The following is a 15,463-nucleotide window of genomic DNA, read 5'->3' on the forward strand; positions in this document are numbered from 1 at the left end:
CCGCCGGTTCGACGGTGTACTTCGTACTGGCACTCGCGACCGTAGTGCGCGCCCGCGCGTGGTCGGACGTCGGCTACCCGCTGCCCTATCTGGCGCTCGCGGTGGCCGCGCTGGCACTGCAACTCGCCTGACTGTCCTCGCCATGACGAGTGACCCGCACGACATCAACCCGGAACTGCGAGAATTCGGTTCGGACGCCGAGACTTTCGGGCTCCCGCTGTCTATGCCGGGGACAGCGTGCGGGGCTCGATGCGGCCGGCGGCGAGCAGGAGATCGGCGACGGCGCGCGTCACCGGTATTCATCGGACCCGGACGTGAACGGGTGATGACCGTCCGTGGTCGAGGACGGAATCAGTGCGCGGGCGATGGCGCGGACCGATAGGGTTCTCGGCGGGCCGCAGCGGTCCACCGGGCACGAATAACGAAGGGACGGCGAGGATGTCGGAAGCATCGGTCGAGGTGCTCCTGGACGACTTCGAGGACAAGGGCAACTGGGAACTCGACGGTGCGGGCGCGGAGCGGACGCATCTGACCACCTTCGCGGAGGGAGCGCCCAACAAGGAGTTGGCCTCCTTCGCCGACGGTGCGGCCGGACGCGACTACCGGGCGCTGGTGCTGTTGATCCGCCGGGCGGCCGACGACTTCGAGGTGGACCTGGTCGCCAAGGCCGGTCGGCCGTTCACCATCGCGGGCGAGCTCACCGCCCTGCGGTTGTGGGTGCGTTCCCCGCACGCCGCCATTCGCGTGCACGCCCGGCTGGAATCCGAGCAGGGCAGCGCGCAGGCGCAGTTCGGCAATGTGCCCGCCGGTGGCGAATGGCAGCATGTGGAGCTCGAGGTTCCGCAGCCGATGACGGACGCCAGCCTGGTGGGTCTGCGGGTGCGGCTCATGCACGTGGTGAAGCAGCAGGGCGAGGTCATGATCCTGCTCGACGACCTCACCGCGACGACAACCCGCTGACACGATCCGCGAGCACGCCCGCCCTCGCGCGGCTGCCCAACCGCCCGGTCGGCTCGGGTGACGCGACCGACGGCGGGCACGGCCGCACCGACGGCTACCGTAGCGGGGTGCCACCTCGTCCCCGCCTACCCCGATTGCCGCAGCTCACCCCGCCGCAGGACGCGCGGCGCGGCTACGCGCAGCACGAGGTGCTGAACGAGTTGCGCCGGCTGATCCTGGAGGGAAACCTGCCGCCCGGCACCGGGATGCCGCTCGGCGAGCTGGCGCGCGAGTTCGGAACCAGTGCGATTCCGGTGCGGGAATCACTGCAAACCCTGATCGGTGAGGGGCTCATCGAGCACAAGCCGAACCTCGGGTATCGCGTCACCCAGTTGACCGCCGCGGAGTTGCGGGAGCTGTACCTGGTGCGCGAACGCCTGGAGTCCACGGCGCTGCTGGCGGCGGTTCCGCGCACCACCGCCGCGGACCACCGGGCGGCGCGGGAGTCGCACGATCGCATGGAGCGGGCGGTGCTCACCGAGAACGCCGTCGCCTACCACCGCGAGACCAGGGAATTCCACCTCGCGCTGGTGCGGCCGTCGGGGATGCCGCGCCTGGTACACATGTTGGAGTACGCCTGGAACATCACCGAGCCGGTGCAGCCCATGGTGCATGTGACCACCGCCGATCGGGTGGTGCTGCACGCCGATCACCGGCGGCAGCTGGATGCCTTCGTGGCGCGTGATGCCGAGGCATTGCTGGCGGCAACCGCGCAGCACCATGCACATATAACCGGGGTGCTGGATCAGCTGCCGACGACCAGCGGCTTGCTGGCCACCGATTCGGACGCCGTAAAAGATATATAGTTTTCGCAACACCCGGGCAATACCCGCTCGATAGCGTCGCGCAAATGCCTTTTCCCGCCGTGAGCGGGACTTCACGATCGGATGTGCGACCATGACCGACACTGTTGTGTCGCCGGGGACCGAGGCGGCCCCGGCGACCACCGCGCCGGCATACGATCCCCGGCTCACCAACGAGGATCTCGCCCCGCTGAAAAACCAGACCTGGGGCACTTACAACATCTTCGCGTTCTGGATGTCGGACGTGCACAGCGTCGGCGGGTACGTCACCGCGGGCAGCCTGTTCGCCCTCGGTCTGCACAGCTGGCAGGTGCTGGTGGCGCTGGTCGTCGGCATCACCATCGTGTACGGGCTGTGCAATCTGGTCGCCAAGCCCAGCCAGATCACCGGCGTGCCCTACCCGGTGATCTGTCGTAGCGCCTTCGGTGTGCTCGGCGCGAACATCCCGGCCATCATCCGCGGTCTGATCGCGGTGGCCTGGTACGGCATCCAGACCTTCCTGGCCTCGGCGGCCCTGGACGTGGTGCTGATCAAACTGTTCCCGGGGCTCGCCCCGTACGCGGTGGTCGAGGACTACGGGTTCGTGGGCCTGTCCGCCCTGGGCTGGGGCAGCTTCCTGCTGCTGTGGGTCTTGCAGGCGGCGGTGTTCTGGCGTGGTATGGAGTCCATCCGCAAGTTCATCGACTTCTGCGGTCCGGCCGTCTACGTGGTCATGTTCGTGCTGTGCGGTTACCTCATCTGGAAGGCCGGGTGGAGCGCCATCGACCTGAACCTGGGCGCGGTCACGCTGTCCGGCTGGGAGGCGGTGCCGGTCATGCTGGGCGCGATCGCGCTGGTGGTGTCGTACTTCTCCGGCCCGATGCTCAACTTCGGCGACTTCTCGCGCTACGGCCGCAGCTTCGCCGCGGTCAAGCGCGGCAACCTGCTGGGCCTGCCGCTGAACTTCCTGGTGTTCTCACTGCTCGTGGTGATCACCGCCGGGTTGACGCTGCCGGTGTACGGCGAACTGATCACCGACCCGGTCGCGACCGTGGCCCGCATCGACAACACCTTCGCGATCGTGCTGGGCGCGCTCACCTTCAGCATCGCCACCATCGGCATCAATATCGTCGCCAACTTCATCTCCCCCGCCTTCGACTTCTCCAATGTCGATCCGCAGCGCATCAGCTGGCGGGCGGGCGGCATGATCGCGGCCGTCGGCTCGGTGCTCATCACGCCGTGGAACCTGTACAACAACCCGGAGGTCATCCACTACACGCTGGAGACCCTGTGCGCGTTCATCGGCCCGCTGTTCGGCGTGCTCATCGCCGACTACTACCTGGTGCGCAAGCAGCGGGTGATCGTCGACGACCTGTTCACCATGGCGAAGACCGGAACCTACTGGTACCGCAAGGGATACAACCCGGCCGCCGTGCTGGCCACCGCGATCGGCGCGACGGTGGCCGTATTCCCCGTGCTCACCTCCGGTGATATCACGGGTATGTACACCGCCGCCCAGTACAGCTGGTTCATCGGCTGCGCACTCGGGCTCGTCTCCTACTATTTGCTGGCCACGCGCGGGCCGCTGCGGCTACCCGCGCCCGAAACTCGGTGAGGGATATGCGTATTCGTGTGATCAACCCCAATACGACGGCCGCCATGACGGCGGTGATCGAGCAGGCCGCCCGCGCGGTGGTCGCGCCCGGCACCGTGGTGGAGGGGATCACGCCGAGCATGGGCCCGGCCTCCATCGAATCGCATTACGACGAGGCGTTGGCCGTGCCCGGCGTGCTGGCCGAGATCGCGCGCGGGGAACAGGTGGGTGTGGACGGGTATGTGCTGGCCTGCTTCGGCGACCCGGGACTGGACGCGGCGCGGGAGTTCGCGCGCGGACCGGTGATCGGCATCGCCGAGGCGGCCATGTACGCGGCCAGCCATCTCGGGCGCGGGTTCAGCGTGGTCACCACGCTGGCCCGCACCGCGGGGCGGGCCCATGATCTGGCGGAACGCTATGGGATGCAGCGGTTCTGCCTCGGCGTGCACGCCTGCGAGATCCCGGTGCTGGAACTCGAGGATCCCAAGGCGCGCACCGTGATCGCCGACGCCTGCCGGGAGGCGGTGCACGCCGACGGGTCCGATGCCATCGTGCTCGGCTGCGCCGGGATGGCGGATCTGTGCGAGTACCTCACCGAGGAGGTGGGCGTACCGGTGGTGGACGGGGTCGGCGCGGCGACGCTGACCGTGCAGTCGCTGGTCACCATGGGGTTGCGCAAATCCGGCCGCGGCGAGTTCGCGGCCCCGCTGCCCAAACGCTATATCGGCCTGCTCGCCGAATTCGGAACCGACGGAAAGGACAAGCGCCTGTGACCCTGCCACCGGATGTGCTGGCTGGGATCGAATCCCGACTCGAGGCGGTCGATGCGCGGTTGGCTCGGCACTACCCGGGCGAGCGCCCCGGGCAGCCGATCCATACCGCCTACATCGGTGCCGCCGACGCCACGGTCGATCTGCCGCACCGCTGGGGTGCGGCGGCCATCGAACTGGGTGAGAAGCATCGCGAACTGCTGACCGGACTGGCCGGGCACGACGTGGTGGAACTGGTGCTGGACCGGCTGCGGGAGCGGCCGATTCAGGATCTGCGCCTGGATTTCGAGGACGGCTACGGCACCCGCGGCGACGAGATCGAGGATCGGGACGCGTCGCGCGCCGGGGAGATCCTGCGGGAGCTGCCCGCGCAGGTGTACTCGCGCGGCATTCGGATCAAGGGTCTGACCACCCTGGAGTGGGCGCGGGCCGTGCGCACCCTGGAGCGGGTGCTCGACGGGGCGGGCGGCGTGCCGTCGGGTTTCGTGTTCACCATTCCCAAGATTCGCGACGCCGACCAGGTGGACACCGCCGTCCTGCTCTGCGATGCCATCGAATCCGCGCACGGACTGCCCTCGGGCGCACTGAAGTTCGAGCTCCAGATCGAGAGCCCGCAGGCGGTGATCGCCGCCGACGGCACCGCCACGGTGGCCCGCGCGATCCACCGTACTGATGGGCGCTGCACCGGATTGCATTACGGCACCTACGATTACAGCGCCGCCTGCGGTATCTCGCCGCAGTTCCAGTCGCTGGAGCATCCGGTGGCCGATCACGCCAAGGCGGTCATGCAGGCCGCCGCCGCGCAGACCGGGGTCTGGGTGTGCGACGGCTCCACCCAGGTGCTGCCGCTGGGCACCGACGACGAAGTGCGCGAGGCGATCGCACGGCACTTCCGGCTCGTCACCCGGTCCCTGGAGCGCGGCTACTACCAGGGCTGGGATATGGGCGCGGGTCATCTGGTCACCCGCTGGCTGGCCACCTTCGCGTTCTACCGCACCGCGCTGGGCGTCGCCGCACCGCGCATCGGCCGCTATCTGGACCGCCAGGGCGGGGCCGTGGTGGACGAACCCGCCACCGCGCAGGCGCTGGCCACCGTGGTGCTGCGCGGACTGGACTGCGGCGCGTTCACCCCCGCCGAGGTCACCGCGCTGGTCCCCCGCGCCACCGTCGACGTACTGCACCAACTGCGAGAAAGGAAGATGCCGACCCTATGACCGGCACGACCCCCGATTTCACGCTGCTCCCGGATCTGGCCCTGCGCACCCTCGGCGGTGCGGTGGTGTGGGCCAATGACGAATCCTTCGCGGAGAAGGAGAACCTCATCCGCCCGGAGGAGTCCACCTACTCCCCCGCCACCTTCGGCCACAAGGGCCAGGTGTACGACGGCTGGGAGACCCGCCGCCGCCGCGGCGAGCTGGGCGCGCATCCGGACACCGACGACTGCGATACCGCCATCGTGCGCCTCGGCGTGCCCGGCGTGATCCACGGCGTGGTGGTCGACACCGCGTGGTTCAAGGGCAACTACCCGCCCGAGGTGACTATGGAGGCCATTGCGGTGGAAGGGTATCCGTCCACCGAGGAGCTGATCGCCAGGGACGACTGGATCACCCTGGTACAGCGGGCGAAGGTCGAGGGGGACAGCCGCAACCCGTTCTCCGTCGATTCGCGCAAGCGCTGGACGCATGTGCGGCTGCGCATGTTCCCCGACGGCGGCGTGGCCCGGCTGCGCGTGCACGGTGAGGCGAAACCCGATCTGCGGCTGCTGGATTCGGGTCAGTTCGACCTGGCGGCGCTGGAGAACGGCGGGCTGGTGGCCGACTGCTCCAACCGCTTCTACTCGCATCCACAGAACATTCTGATGCCCGGCCGGGCGCGGGTCATGGGTGACGGCTGGGAGACCGCGCGCCGCCGCGACCGCGGCAACGACTGGGTGCGGGTGCGGCTGGCCGGTGAGGGTGTGCTCACCATGGCCGAGATCGACACCTCCTACTTCCTGTTCAACAGCCCGGGCGCGGCCTCCCTCACCGGAATTCGCGCCGACGGCGGCGAGGTCGAGCTGCTGCCGCGCACGGTGCTGCGCCCCGACACCCGGCACCGCTTCGCCATCGACTCCGATGCGGCGGTGACCGAGGTGCGCCTGGATGCCTACCCCGACGGCGGCCTGGCCCGGCTGCGGCTGGTGGGCACCCTGACCGAGGATGCCCGCGCACGACTGCGGGCCGAATACGAGGAGCTGTCGTGACCGAATTCGACACCACCTACCCGCGCGACATGGTCGGCTACGGCCCCAACCCGCCGCATCCGCAGTGGCCGGGCGAGGCGAATATCGCGGTGCAGTTCGTGCTCAACTACGAGGAGGGCGGCGAGAACTGCGTCCTGGACGGCGACGAGGGGTCGGAGACGTTCCTCTCCGATATCGTTCCGGCGCAGTCGTTCCCGGACCGGCACCTGAGCATGGAGTCGCTCTACGAGTACGGCTCCCGCGCCGGACTCTGGCGCGTGCTACGCGCCTTCGAACGGCGCGATATCCCGCTCACCATCTTCGGGGTGGCCCGGGCACTGGAACGCAATCCCGAGGCGGTGGCGGCGTTCCAGCGCAACGGGTACGAGATCGCCTGCCACGGCCTGCGCTGGATCTCCTACCAGACGGTCGACCGCGAGACCGAGCGCAAGCATATGGCGGAGGCGGTGGAGATCATCACCCGCCTGTTCGGTGAACCGCCGCGCGGCTGGTACACCGGGCGCGATTCGCCGCACACCCGGGAACTGGTCGTCGAGCACGGCGGATTCGTCTACGACTCCGACTCCTACGCCGACGACCTGCCGTACTGGGTGAAGGTCGGCGACACCGATCAGCTGGTGCTGCCGTACACGTTGGAAGCCAATGACATGCGCTTCTCGTCGGCGGCCGGATTCGCCAACGGGGACGAGTTCTACGCCTACCTGCGGGACGCGTTCGACGTGCTGTACGCCGAGGGAATGGCGGGGGCACCGAAGATGCTGTCCGTCGGACTGCACTGCCGACTGGCGGGGCGGCCCGCGCGGGCGGCGGCGCTGGAGCGGTTCCTGGACTACGTGCAGTCGCACGAGAAGGTGTGGCTGGCGCGGCGGATCGATATCGCCGAGCACTGGCGCACGGTGCATCCGCCGCGCTGAGCGGTGGGGGAACGGCGCTCGGGCATACACCGCCGCCGGTCGGCACTCAGCCGTCGCCGCGCTCCAGTTTCTCCAGTTCCACGGCGCGGCGCATGGTTTCGCGGGCGCGGGAGCGGTCGCCCGCGTAGTCGTAGGCGCGGGCCACGCGGTAGCAGGTGCGCCAGTTGTCCGGGTCGGCCTCCCATTCGGATTTGACCTGGGCGAACAGTTGGTCGGCGGCGGCGCGCTGGATGCGGCCGGAGGGGCGGCGGGGCAGCTCGGAGACGTCCAGTTCCTGGCCGTCCTCGGCCATGCGCCGAGCCAGGCGCTGGTGGTCGAGGGCGGCGCGGACGGAGCTGTAGACGATCCAGACGCCGACGATCGGCAGGATCAATACGCCGATGCCGATGCCGATGGCCGCCAGGTCACCGGATCCGAGCAGGCTGAACGCGATCCGGCCGAGCAGGAAGAAGTAGAAGCCCAGCGCCACCACCAGGAAGGCGATCAGCCCGATGATGCGCGGCGACCGATTGCCGCCGGTATCGCTCACCGCCGCACCTCGCTGACGCTCGACAGCGCAGCGCACGCTGCGCCCTGTGTCATCCGCTCACTCGCACACACGCTCACTGCCGCACGACCCTCGACACCGCCGCGCAGGCGGCGCCCGGTGTCACCGGCTCGCTCGCTCACGCCCGCACCTGGCCGACGCTCGGCACCGTCGTACGCGATGCCCGCTGCGTCATCGGCCCGCTCGCTCACAGGTCCAGCAGCGGATCGATGCCGACGGTCAGGCCGGGGCGGTGCGGGGTCTTGCGGACGCCCAGCAGTACGCCCGGTGCGAACGAGCTGCGGTCGATGGAGTCGTGGCGGATGGTGAGGGTCTCGCCCTGGGTGCCGAACAGCACCTCCTGGTGGGCGACCAGTCCGGCGAGGCGGACCGAGTGCACCCGCACCCCGTCCACATCCGCGCCGCGCGCGCCCTCGAGTTCGGTGGTGGTGGCGTCGGGGCTGCGTCCGACCCCGGCCTTCTCGCGTGCGGCGGCGATCAGCCCGGCCGTGCGGTAGGCGGTGCCCGACGGCGCGTCGGCCTTGTCGGGGTGGTGCAGTTCGATGACCTCGACGGAGTCGAAGAACCGCGCCGCCTGCTCGGCGAACCGCATGGACAGCACCGCGCCGATGGCGAAGTTCGGCGCGATGAGCACGCCCACCTCCGGGTTCTGCGCCAGCCACCCGCGCACCTCGTCGAGTCGCGCGGCATCGAAGCCGGTGGTGCCGACCACGGCGTGGATCCCGTGCTCGACCAGCCACCGCAGATTCGGCATCACCACGTCTGGGTGGGTGAAGTCGACCACGACCTGCGTCCCGGACTCGGCGAACGCGTCCAGCGCGTCCCCCTTGTCCACCTGCGCGACCAGCTCCAGATCATCGGCCGCCTCGACCGCCGCGCAGATCGCCTGCCCGACCTTGCCCTGCGCCCCGAGCACACCCACCCGGATCCGGTTCGTGGTCACCTGTTCTCCTCACCCGTCGTTCGGCAGTCGCCAGTGAGCCTACTGCGCCCACCGAGCACCGCCGGACCCCCGGTGGGGGTGGGACGTGCCTCTCGCACCGAGGGTGAAATTGCCCACGGCAGCGGATTCGCTAGACGTCGGTACCCGGCGTGCGCAGCAGTTCGATGATGGCCGTGACACTCTGGTCGCGGTACCCCTGCTCGACCGCACGCCGAAGGAGATCGTTCACGGGTTCGTGCCAGGAGATGTCGACACCCATATCAGCGAACTCCCGCTCATCGTCGATGGCGGCATGGAACAGGCCGACCGACGATCCGAGTCGGGTGTAGTCGCGGTCGTCGATCTCCCCGGCGAGCACCGGCAGCAGCGATTCGATCATCCGGAGCCACTTCGCCGAGTACGGCACCATACCGGCCGCGCTCAGCCCGCGCGCCTGGAGCAAGGCCGCGCCTTCGAAGAAGCCGAGCAGGGTGGGCAGCAGCGTGGCACCGACGGCCGATTCGTAGAGTGCGGCCAGATCGGGCTCCGACCCCAGGTGCACGAGATCACCGCCGAGGGCACGCAGGGTGTCGGCGTGCTCGTCGTAGATCGCGCGGTCACCGCCGAAGTACAGCAGCGTGTCGGCCTTCCCCACCGCGGCGGGCACGTTCTTGACCGCCCCGCCCAGGTAGCCGATACCGTGTTCGCCCGCCCACTCGGCGAGTTCCCGTGCGGCGGTGGGCGTTCCGCTGTTGAGCGTGACGAGTGTCCGTCCCCGCAGCGCCGCGGCCACCGGGGCCAGCGCCGCTCGGGTGGCCGCGAAGGTGGTTATGACGGAGACAATGAGCGGACTGGCGGCCACCGCGTCCGCCAGCGCTGGTCGGTGCGTCGCCCCGTCCTCGACCAGCACTGCGGCTCGCTCCGGATCACGGTTCCACACCGTGGTCGGGTGCCCGGCCGTCAGGAAGGCGCGGGCGAGCGCACTGCCCAGGGAGCCGAGCCCGACAACGGTGACGGGGGTGTGCGAATCGGCCATGGCTACCGCCTTTCGAGAAGAACTCATCCGGGCGATCGGAGCCACCCGGGTGCAGTCAGTCTCGAATCGGCGGAGTGCTGCCACCAGTACGCACTTTCCCATCCGGATACGCACCATTCGGTAGGTGAACTGGTCACGCACACGAGGGAGTCGCCCCCGTGACCAGGATCACGGTGGCGCCACCGGACGGGCGTCAGTCGAAGACGATGATCTGGCGCAGGGCGTGGCCGGAGGCCAGTTCGTCCATGCCCTGATTGACGTCCTCGAGGCGGATGCGCGCGGAGATGAGGCGTTCCACCGGGAGGCTGCCCTCTCGCCACATGCGCACATACTCGGGGATGTCTCGGGACGGCACGGCGGAGCCCAGGTAGCTGCCGACGATGGAGCGGCCCTGGGCGACCAGTCCGAGCGGGGAGATGGTGGCGGTCGCGTCCGGTGCGGGCAGGCCGACGGTCACCGCGGTGCCACCGGGAGCCGTTGCGGCGACGGCGGTTTCGAAGGCGCGGACATTGCCCGCAGCTTCGATCACGATCTCGGCCTGGATGCTCTCAGCGGCGACCTCGGCGGGGGTGTAGGCGGCCGTCGCACCGAATTCCGTGGCCAGCTTCAGTTTCTCGGGCACGGTGTCGACGGCGATGACATCGCGGCCGGTGCCCTCCCGCAGCGCGGCGGCCACCAGCACGGCCGCCATGCCGACCCCGCCGAGCCCGACCACCATGATGCGGTCGGCCGGTCCCGGCTTCGCCGAATTCAGCAGCGCCCCACCGCCGGTCAGCACGGCGCAGCCCAGCACCGCCGCCACGTCGGCGGGTACGTCGTCGTCGACCGGCACCACCGAACGGCTGTCGACCACGGCATGGGTGGCGAAGCCGGACACTCCGAGATGGTGGTGCACCTCATCGCCGTCGCGCAGCAGCCGCCGCCCACCCGCGAGCAGTTCGCCCGCATTGTTGGCGAGGCTGCCCGGCAAGCACGGTGTGCGCCCCTCGGTGGCGCAGCCGGCGCACTCCCCGCAGCGCGGCAGGAAGGTCATGACCACCCGCTGGCCGACGCGCAGCGTGCTCTCCCCCGGCCCGACCGCTTCGATCCGCCCGGCCGCCTCGTGGCCGAGCAGCATGGGCACCGGCCGCACCCGGTTGCCGTCCACCACCGACAGGTCGGAATGGCACAGTCCGGCGGCCTCGATCCGGACCAGCAATTCGCCCGCGCCGGGCTCGGCCAGGTCGAGTTCGCTCACGGTTATCGGCTGGGACCGCTCGTAGGGCGGCTCCGCGCCGATCCGCTCCAGTACTGCACCACGAATCCTCATGGGCCAGACGGTACCCAATTTTCCCCCTTCCGGAACGACCCGAAGCCTGCTTCTATTGTCCCAGACACCAGGAGGCGACCATGAGCAGAGTCCAGACGTCCAGCCGGGCGCTCAACCATGTGGTGACCGATTTCTTCGGGCAGGTCGCCCGCGCCTACGACAGCGCGACGCTGCAACGCCTCGTGTACCGGCCGCCGCAGGATCAGGTGGTGGCCGAACTGCGCGCCGCCGGATGCCGCCGCATCGCCGATATCGGCTGCGGCACCGGCATTCTCACCGATCGCATCGAGCGCGAACTGCACCCCGAGGTGGTGTACGGGGTGGACGCCTCGGCGGGCATGCTCGCCCGGGCGGGGCGGCGTTCCACCGCGGTGCGCTGGGTACGCGGCCCGGCCGAGCGGTTGCCGCTGGCCGACGGCGAACTCGACGCGGTGGTCACCACCAGTGCCTTCCATTTCTTCGACCATCCGGCGGCGCTGCGCGAATTCCACCGGGTGCTCGCGCCCGGCGGTCTGGTGGCCATCGCCACCGTGCATCCGTCCGCCCCGGCCAGCCGCCCCCTACAGCGGCTCACCCGCAGCCCGAAGTTCCCGGCGCACGCGCCCTCTCCGCAGGAGACGCGAGAACTGCTGGAGCGGGCCGGTTTCGAGGTGACCGATCAGCGCAAGGTGCACCGGCCGCCGCTGCCGGACTTCCTGATTCCCGATGTGATCACGGTGGCCCGCCGCCGCTGATCGGTCACCCGATCCGGCGCGCTCGCATATCGCCGGGCACCGGCACCTCCCGCACCGTGCCGTCGGGCTGCGCGTACACCATGGCACCGCCGCCGGTGTAGATGCCGACCGTCACCGGTCCGCGGGCACGGAAGTCACTGAAGACCAGGTCACCGGGCGCGACCCTACTCGCGGGCACCTCCGTGCCCACCTCCCACTGCTGTTCGACCGTGGTCGGCAGGGTGATGCTGCCGCCGCTGGCGGCGGAGACGGCCGCGGCGGTGAAGCCCGCCTCGTCGAACCCACCGGCGGACGGCCCCTGCGGTCCGCCGCCGCCGAAGACGTAGGGGGTGCCGACCCAGTCGTGCGCGGCCTCCACGAGCTGCGGCCCGAGATCCGCGCCCGGATCGGGGACGAAGCGTCCGGCACTGCCCATACTGCGGAATCCGGCCTCCGCGGCCAGGATTCGCGCCACGTAGGGGCGGGTCTCGGTGTAGTGCGCGGCGTACTGGTTGGGCATGCCGCCCGAGGCCAGCACGGCTCCCTCACCGGCGTTGTAGGCGGCCAGCGTCAGCGCCGTGACGTCACCGGCCACCGTGCCCTGGTCGATCCAGCCCTGCACCTTGTCCGCCAGCGCGCACATGTAGCGGCCCTGACCGATGATGGCGTCGCCGTCGTCCCACACACTGGCCACCCCGTTACCGTCGGCGTCGATGACATAGGGCTGGCCGTCCGGTGCGGCCGAGACCGCGGTGCCGGGCATGAACTGTGCCAAACCCTGTGCGCCCGCAGGAGATACGGCACCGCGCCGGAAGCCGGATTCGGCCTGGCCCTGCGCGGCCAGCAGCGAGGCGCTGATCTGTGGGCACAGCGAGCCGGCGCGCCGGTACCAGATCTCGAGCTCCGGCGGCACCTTGCCGCTGGCGAGGTTACCGCCCGGGCTGCCGAAACCGTTGTCGCAGAACACCGAGACCAGATCCTCGAGCGACGGCATGGCGCCGCCCGACAGCCACGGCATCGGGTCCACCGCCCGCCCACCGGTCATGCGGCCGCCGGGGACGAGTTCGAAATGCAGGTGCGGTCCGGTGGATTCACCGGCATTGCCGACATCGGCGATGTGCTGTCCGGCGCGCACGACATCGCCGACCTTCACATAGATCTGCGGCAGGTACATATGTCCGTAGACGGTGGAGTAGCGGTTCCCCTTCGCGTCGAGGTGGTCGATCACCACCCAGCCGCCGAAACCGGAGGCCGGTCCCGCGGCCACCACCCGGCCGTCGGCCGCGGCGAAGATGGGAGTGCCGGAGGGGGCGGCCAGGTCGACGCCATGGTGACCGCCGCCACGCGACCCGTAGACGTCGGACACGGTGTAGGAGTTCGCCGCGAGCGGGAAGCTGCGAGAGTTGTTGGGGCGCAGGCCGCCCGCCTCGTTGACCGGGCCGGGCATGGCCGCCAGCGACACGGTCGGATCGTCGAGGGCCGGGGTGGTCGCCTGTTCCTTCACGGTGACCTGCACCCGGTCCATGTGGTTGAGCTCGTCGCTGCCGCGATCGGCGAGCGGTGTCCAGCGCACGCCCGCCGCGGTGTCGGGGGTCCAGCTGCGCTGCTTCCAGATCACGTACTCCACACCGAAGTTCGCGGCGTTCTCCTGGAGGAAGGCGACGATGGCGTCACCCTTGGCCTGACCGATGCCATCGGCGCCCACGATGAATTCCACCGCGCGTCCGCTCGCATGATCGGGATAGGCGCTGTCGTCCATGCGTCCGCGCATATCCATCATGCCGAACCGGGCCACCACGCAGCGCAGCGCGCGCAGCGCTCCCTCCTGCAGGCCGACCTCGGCCGGTGCACCGGTGGCGGGGCAATTCGGTTCCGTTGCAGCGCGTGTCGTGGTGGCGATGGCGGGCATACCGGGGGCGCAGGCGTCGTCGCTGGCGGGCAGGACGATCACCAGCAGCAGGGTGACCAGGGCCAGCACCGTGCCGCCCGCGATCATCGCCAGGCGAGAGCCCGTCACGCGAGAGCGCTCCCGGCCGGTGCGGCGAGCGGACCGACCACGACCGACGGAACAGGTGCGCCGACCGCCGATGCGGTGGACTGCACTGAGCGAGGCATCGGTCATGCTCCTTCGGCGCGAACGGGTCGGGCGTGATCGGCACAGATCGCGAGGTCATTCTGCCATGCCCGGAGCGGGGACGGCGGTATCTCCCGCGAGTGTTCACCGCGCGGTCCGGCGCGACGGCCCGGGTACGTCGGATGCCGTCGATCGTGCATGGCGACGGTTGCGGCCCACCCGAACGCAGACGGCCGCACAGCGACACGGGGTGCGCGAATGCGCCGGTGTGGCGACGCGGGATGTGCGGACGCGCCAGTCGGCGACGCGGCCCCCGGTGCCGCCACGGCCAGCTGCGCGGGGTCGCGGCGGGCGGGTCAGAGCGTGCACGGAGCACGATGCTGACCGGTGGCTCGGGGCGGCGACAGCTCGATCTCCGCCCAAAACGACCTGGACGGCGCAGGATGGAGGGTATGCGCGGAATCCCCCCGTTCGGCACCGTGTCCGCGACTGCGGCACCCCGCTCCGGCGACCGGCGCCGGGGCTACGGCGAACAGCACCACAGCTCCAGCGAGCAGCAGCGGAGCTACGGCGAACAGCGCTGGGGCTTCGGCCGGTCACGTTGGCGGACAGGGACTTCGGTGCCGCTGCGCGTGATCGCGGCGGGTCTCCTCGCGCTGGGCGCGGTCACTGCCTGCGGGGACGGTGCGGACCGCTCCGGTGATTCGCGGGTCGTCGCCACGTCGCTCGCGCCCAGCAGTTCCTCGGGAGTGCCGGATCTGGACGCGGGGCAGGATCTGGTGCACGGGCTGGACGCGCCCTGGGGGCTGGCCTTCCTCCCCGACGGGAGCGCGCTGGTCGCCGAACGCGATACCGGTCGGATACTGCGGGTGGTGCCGGGCACGGCGGCGGAGCCGGTGTACGCGGTGCCGGAGGTGGCGGCGGCCGGGGAGGGTGGGCTGCTCGGCCTCGCCGTCTCCCCGAACTATGCCGAAGACCGTTACGTGTACGCCTATTTCACCGCGGCCGACGAGAACCGCATCGTGCGCTTCCGGCTCGGCGAACCACCTACGGTGATCTTCTCCGGCATCGCGGCGGCGTCCATCCACGACGGTGGCCGGATCGCCTTCGGTCCGGACGGCATGCTCTACGTCGGTACCGGCGACGCGAGTCGCCCGGCGCTGTCGCAGGATCCGAGCAGTCCGAACGGAAAGATCCTGCGCCTCACACCCGATGGCGACCCCGCACCCGGCAATCCCACGCCGGGCTCCCCCGTCTACAGCCTGGGCCACCGCAATGTGCAGGGGCTGGCGTGGGATTCCGCGGGCCGCCTGTTCGCCGCCGAGTTCGGCCGCAACCGCGCCGACGAGATCAACCTGATCGAACCGGGCCGCAATTACGGCTGGCCGGAGGTGGAGGGGGTCGGCGGCGGTGACCGATTCGTCGATCCGCTGGTCACCTGGGACACCTCGGAGGCGTCGCCCTCGGGTGTCGCCATCGCCGGCGACATCCTCTACGTGGCCGCGCTGCGCGGCGAGCGGCTGTGGACGGTGCCGCTGCGCGACGGCGCGCTCGGCACCCC

Annotated in this window: 14 protein-coding genes; 9 read left to right on the forward strand and 5 right to left on the reverse strand. The window is 70.1% G+C overall.

All coding sequences use genetic code 11. The features are described from left to right. Positions 1–438 precede the first annotated feature (438 nt). The 7 genes from ON31_RS38075 to puuE all read left to right on the forward strand — a co-directional run bounded on the left by ON31_RS38075 (position 439) and on the right by puuE (position 7,301). On the forward strand, positions 439–960 hold the full coding sequence (locus ON31_RS38075) for a hypothetical protein (RefSeq protein WP_039815867.1): 522 nt from the start codon (positions 439–441) through the stop codon (positions 958–960). A gap of 107 nt (positions 961–1,067) precedes the next feature. After that, positions 1,068–1,805, forward strand: coding sequence for a GntR family transcriptional regulator (locus ON31_RS20290; protein ID WP_039815869.1), 738 nt, complete (start codon positions 1,068–1,070; stop codon positions 1,803–1,805). A 91-nt stretch (positions 1,806–1,896) separates the two neighbouring features. Beyond that, complete coding sequence (locus tag ON31_RS20295) at positions 1,897–3,396, forward strand: NCS1 family nucleobase:cation symporter-1 (protein ID WP_039815871.1); 1,500 nt, start codon at positions 1,897–1,899, stop codon at positions 3,394–3,396. A gap of 5 nt (positions 3,397–3,401) precedes the next feature. Beyond that, entirely contained in the window at positions 3,402–4,148 is a 747-nt protein-coding gene (locus ON31_RS20300; protein WP_039815872.1) for an aspartate/glutamate racemase family protein, read from the forward strand. Beyond that, positions 4,145–5,359 (forward strand): DUF6986 family protein, encoded by a 1,215-nt coding sequence (locus tag ON31_RS20305; protein ID WP_039815874.1) that lies wholly within the window; start codon positions 4,145–4,147, stop codon positions 5,357–5,359. The genes ON31_RS20300 and ON31_RS20305 overlap by 4 nt, the downstream gene beginning before the upstream one ends. Next, a complete protein-coding gene (gene alc / locus ON31_RS20310; RefSeq protein WP_039815882.1) occupies positions 5,356–6,387 on the forward strand; it encodes an allantoicase in 1,032 nt (343 codons plus the stop codon). The genes ON31_RS20305 and alc overlap by 4 nt, the downstream gene beginning before the upstream one ends. Positions 6,388–6,416: 29 nt before the next feature. Further along, the gene (gene puuE, locus ON31_RS20315) at positions 6,417–7,301 is read left to right on the forward strand and encodes an allantoinase PuuE (RefSeq protein ID WP_029928138.1); all 885 of its coding nucleotides are present in this window, start codon (positions 6,417–6,419) and stop codon (positions 7,299–7,301) included. Between the two features lie 46 nt (positions 7,302–7,347). On the opposite strand, the gene ON31_RS20320 is transcribed toward puuE, so the two are convergent. The 4 genes from ON31_RS20320 to ON31_RS20335 all read right to left on the reverse strand — a co-directional run bounded on the left by ON31_RS20320 (position 7,348) and on the right by ON31_RS20335 (position 11,115). After that, entirely contained in the window at positions 7,348–7,830 is a 483-nt protein-coding gene (locus ON31_RS20320) for a membrane protein (RefSeq protein ID WP_039815883.1), read from the reverse strand. A gap of 205 nt (positions 7,831–8,035) precedes the next feature. Further along, complete coding sequence (gene dapB / locus ON31_RS20325; RefSeq protein WP_172544834.1) at positions 8,036–8,776, reverse strand: 4-hydroxy-tetrahydrodipicolinate reductase; 741 nt, start codon at positions 8,774–8,776, stop codon at positions 8,036–8,038. 145 nt (positions 8,777–8,921) lie between these two features. Continuing rightward, positions 8,922–9,833 (reverse strand): NAD(P)-dependent oxidoreductase, encoded by a 912-nt coding sequence (locus tag ON31_RS20330; RefSeq protein WP_255222182.1) that lies wholly within the window; start codon positions 9,831–9,833, stop codon positions 8,922–8,924. Between the two features lie 166 nt (positions 9,834–9,999). Further along, complete coding sequence (locus tag ON31_RS20335) at positions 10,000–11,115, reverse strand: alcohol dehydrogenase catalytic domain-containing protein (RefSeq protein WP_039815888.1); 1,116 nt, start codon at positions 11,113–11,115, stop codon at positions 10,000–10,002. 80 nt (positions 11,116–11,195) lie between these two features. Between ON31_RS20335 and ON31_RS20340 the strand changes: the two genes are divergently transcribed. Continuing rightward, positions 11,196–11,849: a class I SAM-dependent methyltransferase gene (locus tag ON31_RS20340; RefSeq protein ID WP_051037524.1), complete on the forward strand. Its 654-nt coding sequence runs from the start codon at positions 11,196–11,198 to the stop codon at positions 11,847–11,849. A 4-nt stretch (positions 11,850–11,853) separates the two neighbouring features. Here the strand turns inward: ON31_RS20340 and ON31_RS20345 are convergent, their stop codons facing one another. Next, positions 11,854–13,845, reverse strand: a complete 1,992-nt coding sequence (locus ON31_RS20345; protein WP_255222183.1) for a peptidoglycan DD-metalloendopeptidase family protein — start codon at positions 13,843–13,845, stop codon at positions 11,854–11,856. Positions 13,846–14,354: 509 nt separating this feature from the next. Between ON31_RS20345 and ON31_RS20350 the strand changes: the two genes are divergently transcribed. Continuing rightward, on the forward strand, positions 14,355–15,463 hold a 1,109-nt coding region (locus tag ON31_RS20350; RefSeq protein WP_081592603.1), incomplete at its 3' end, for a PQQ-dependent sugar dehydrogenase.

The organism is Nocardia otitidiscaviarum NBRC 14405, assembly GCF_000308635.1.
Lineage (GTDB): Bacteria > Actinomycetota > Actinomycetes > Mycobacteriales > Mycobacteriaceae > Nocardia > Nocardia otitidiscaviarum.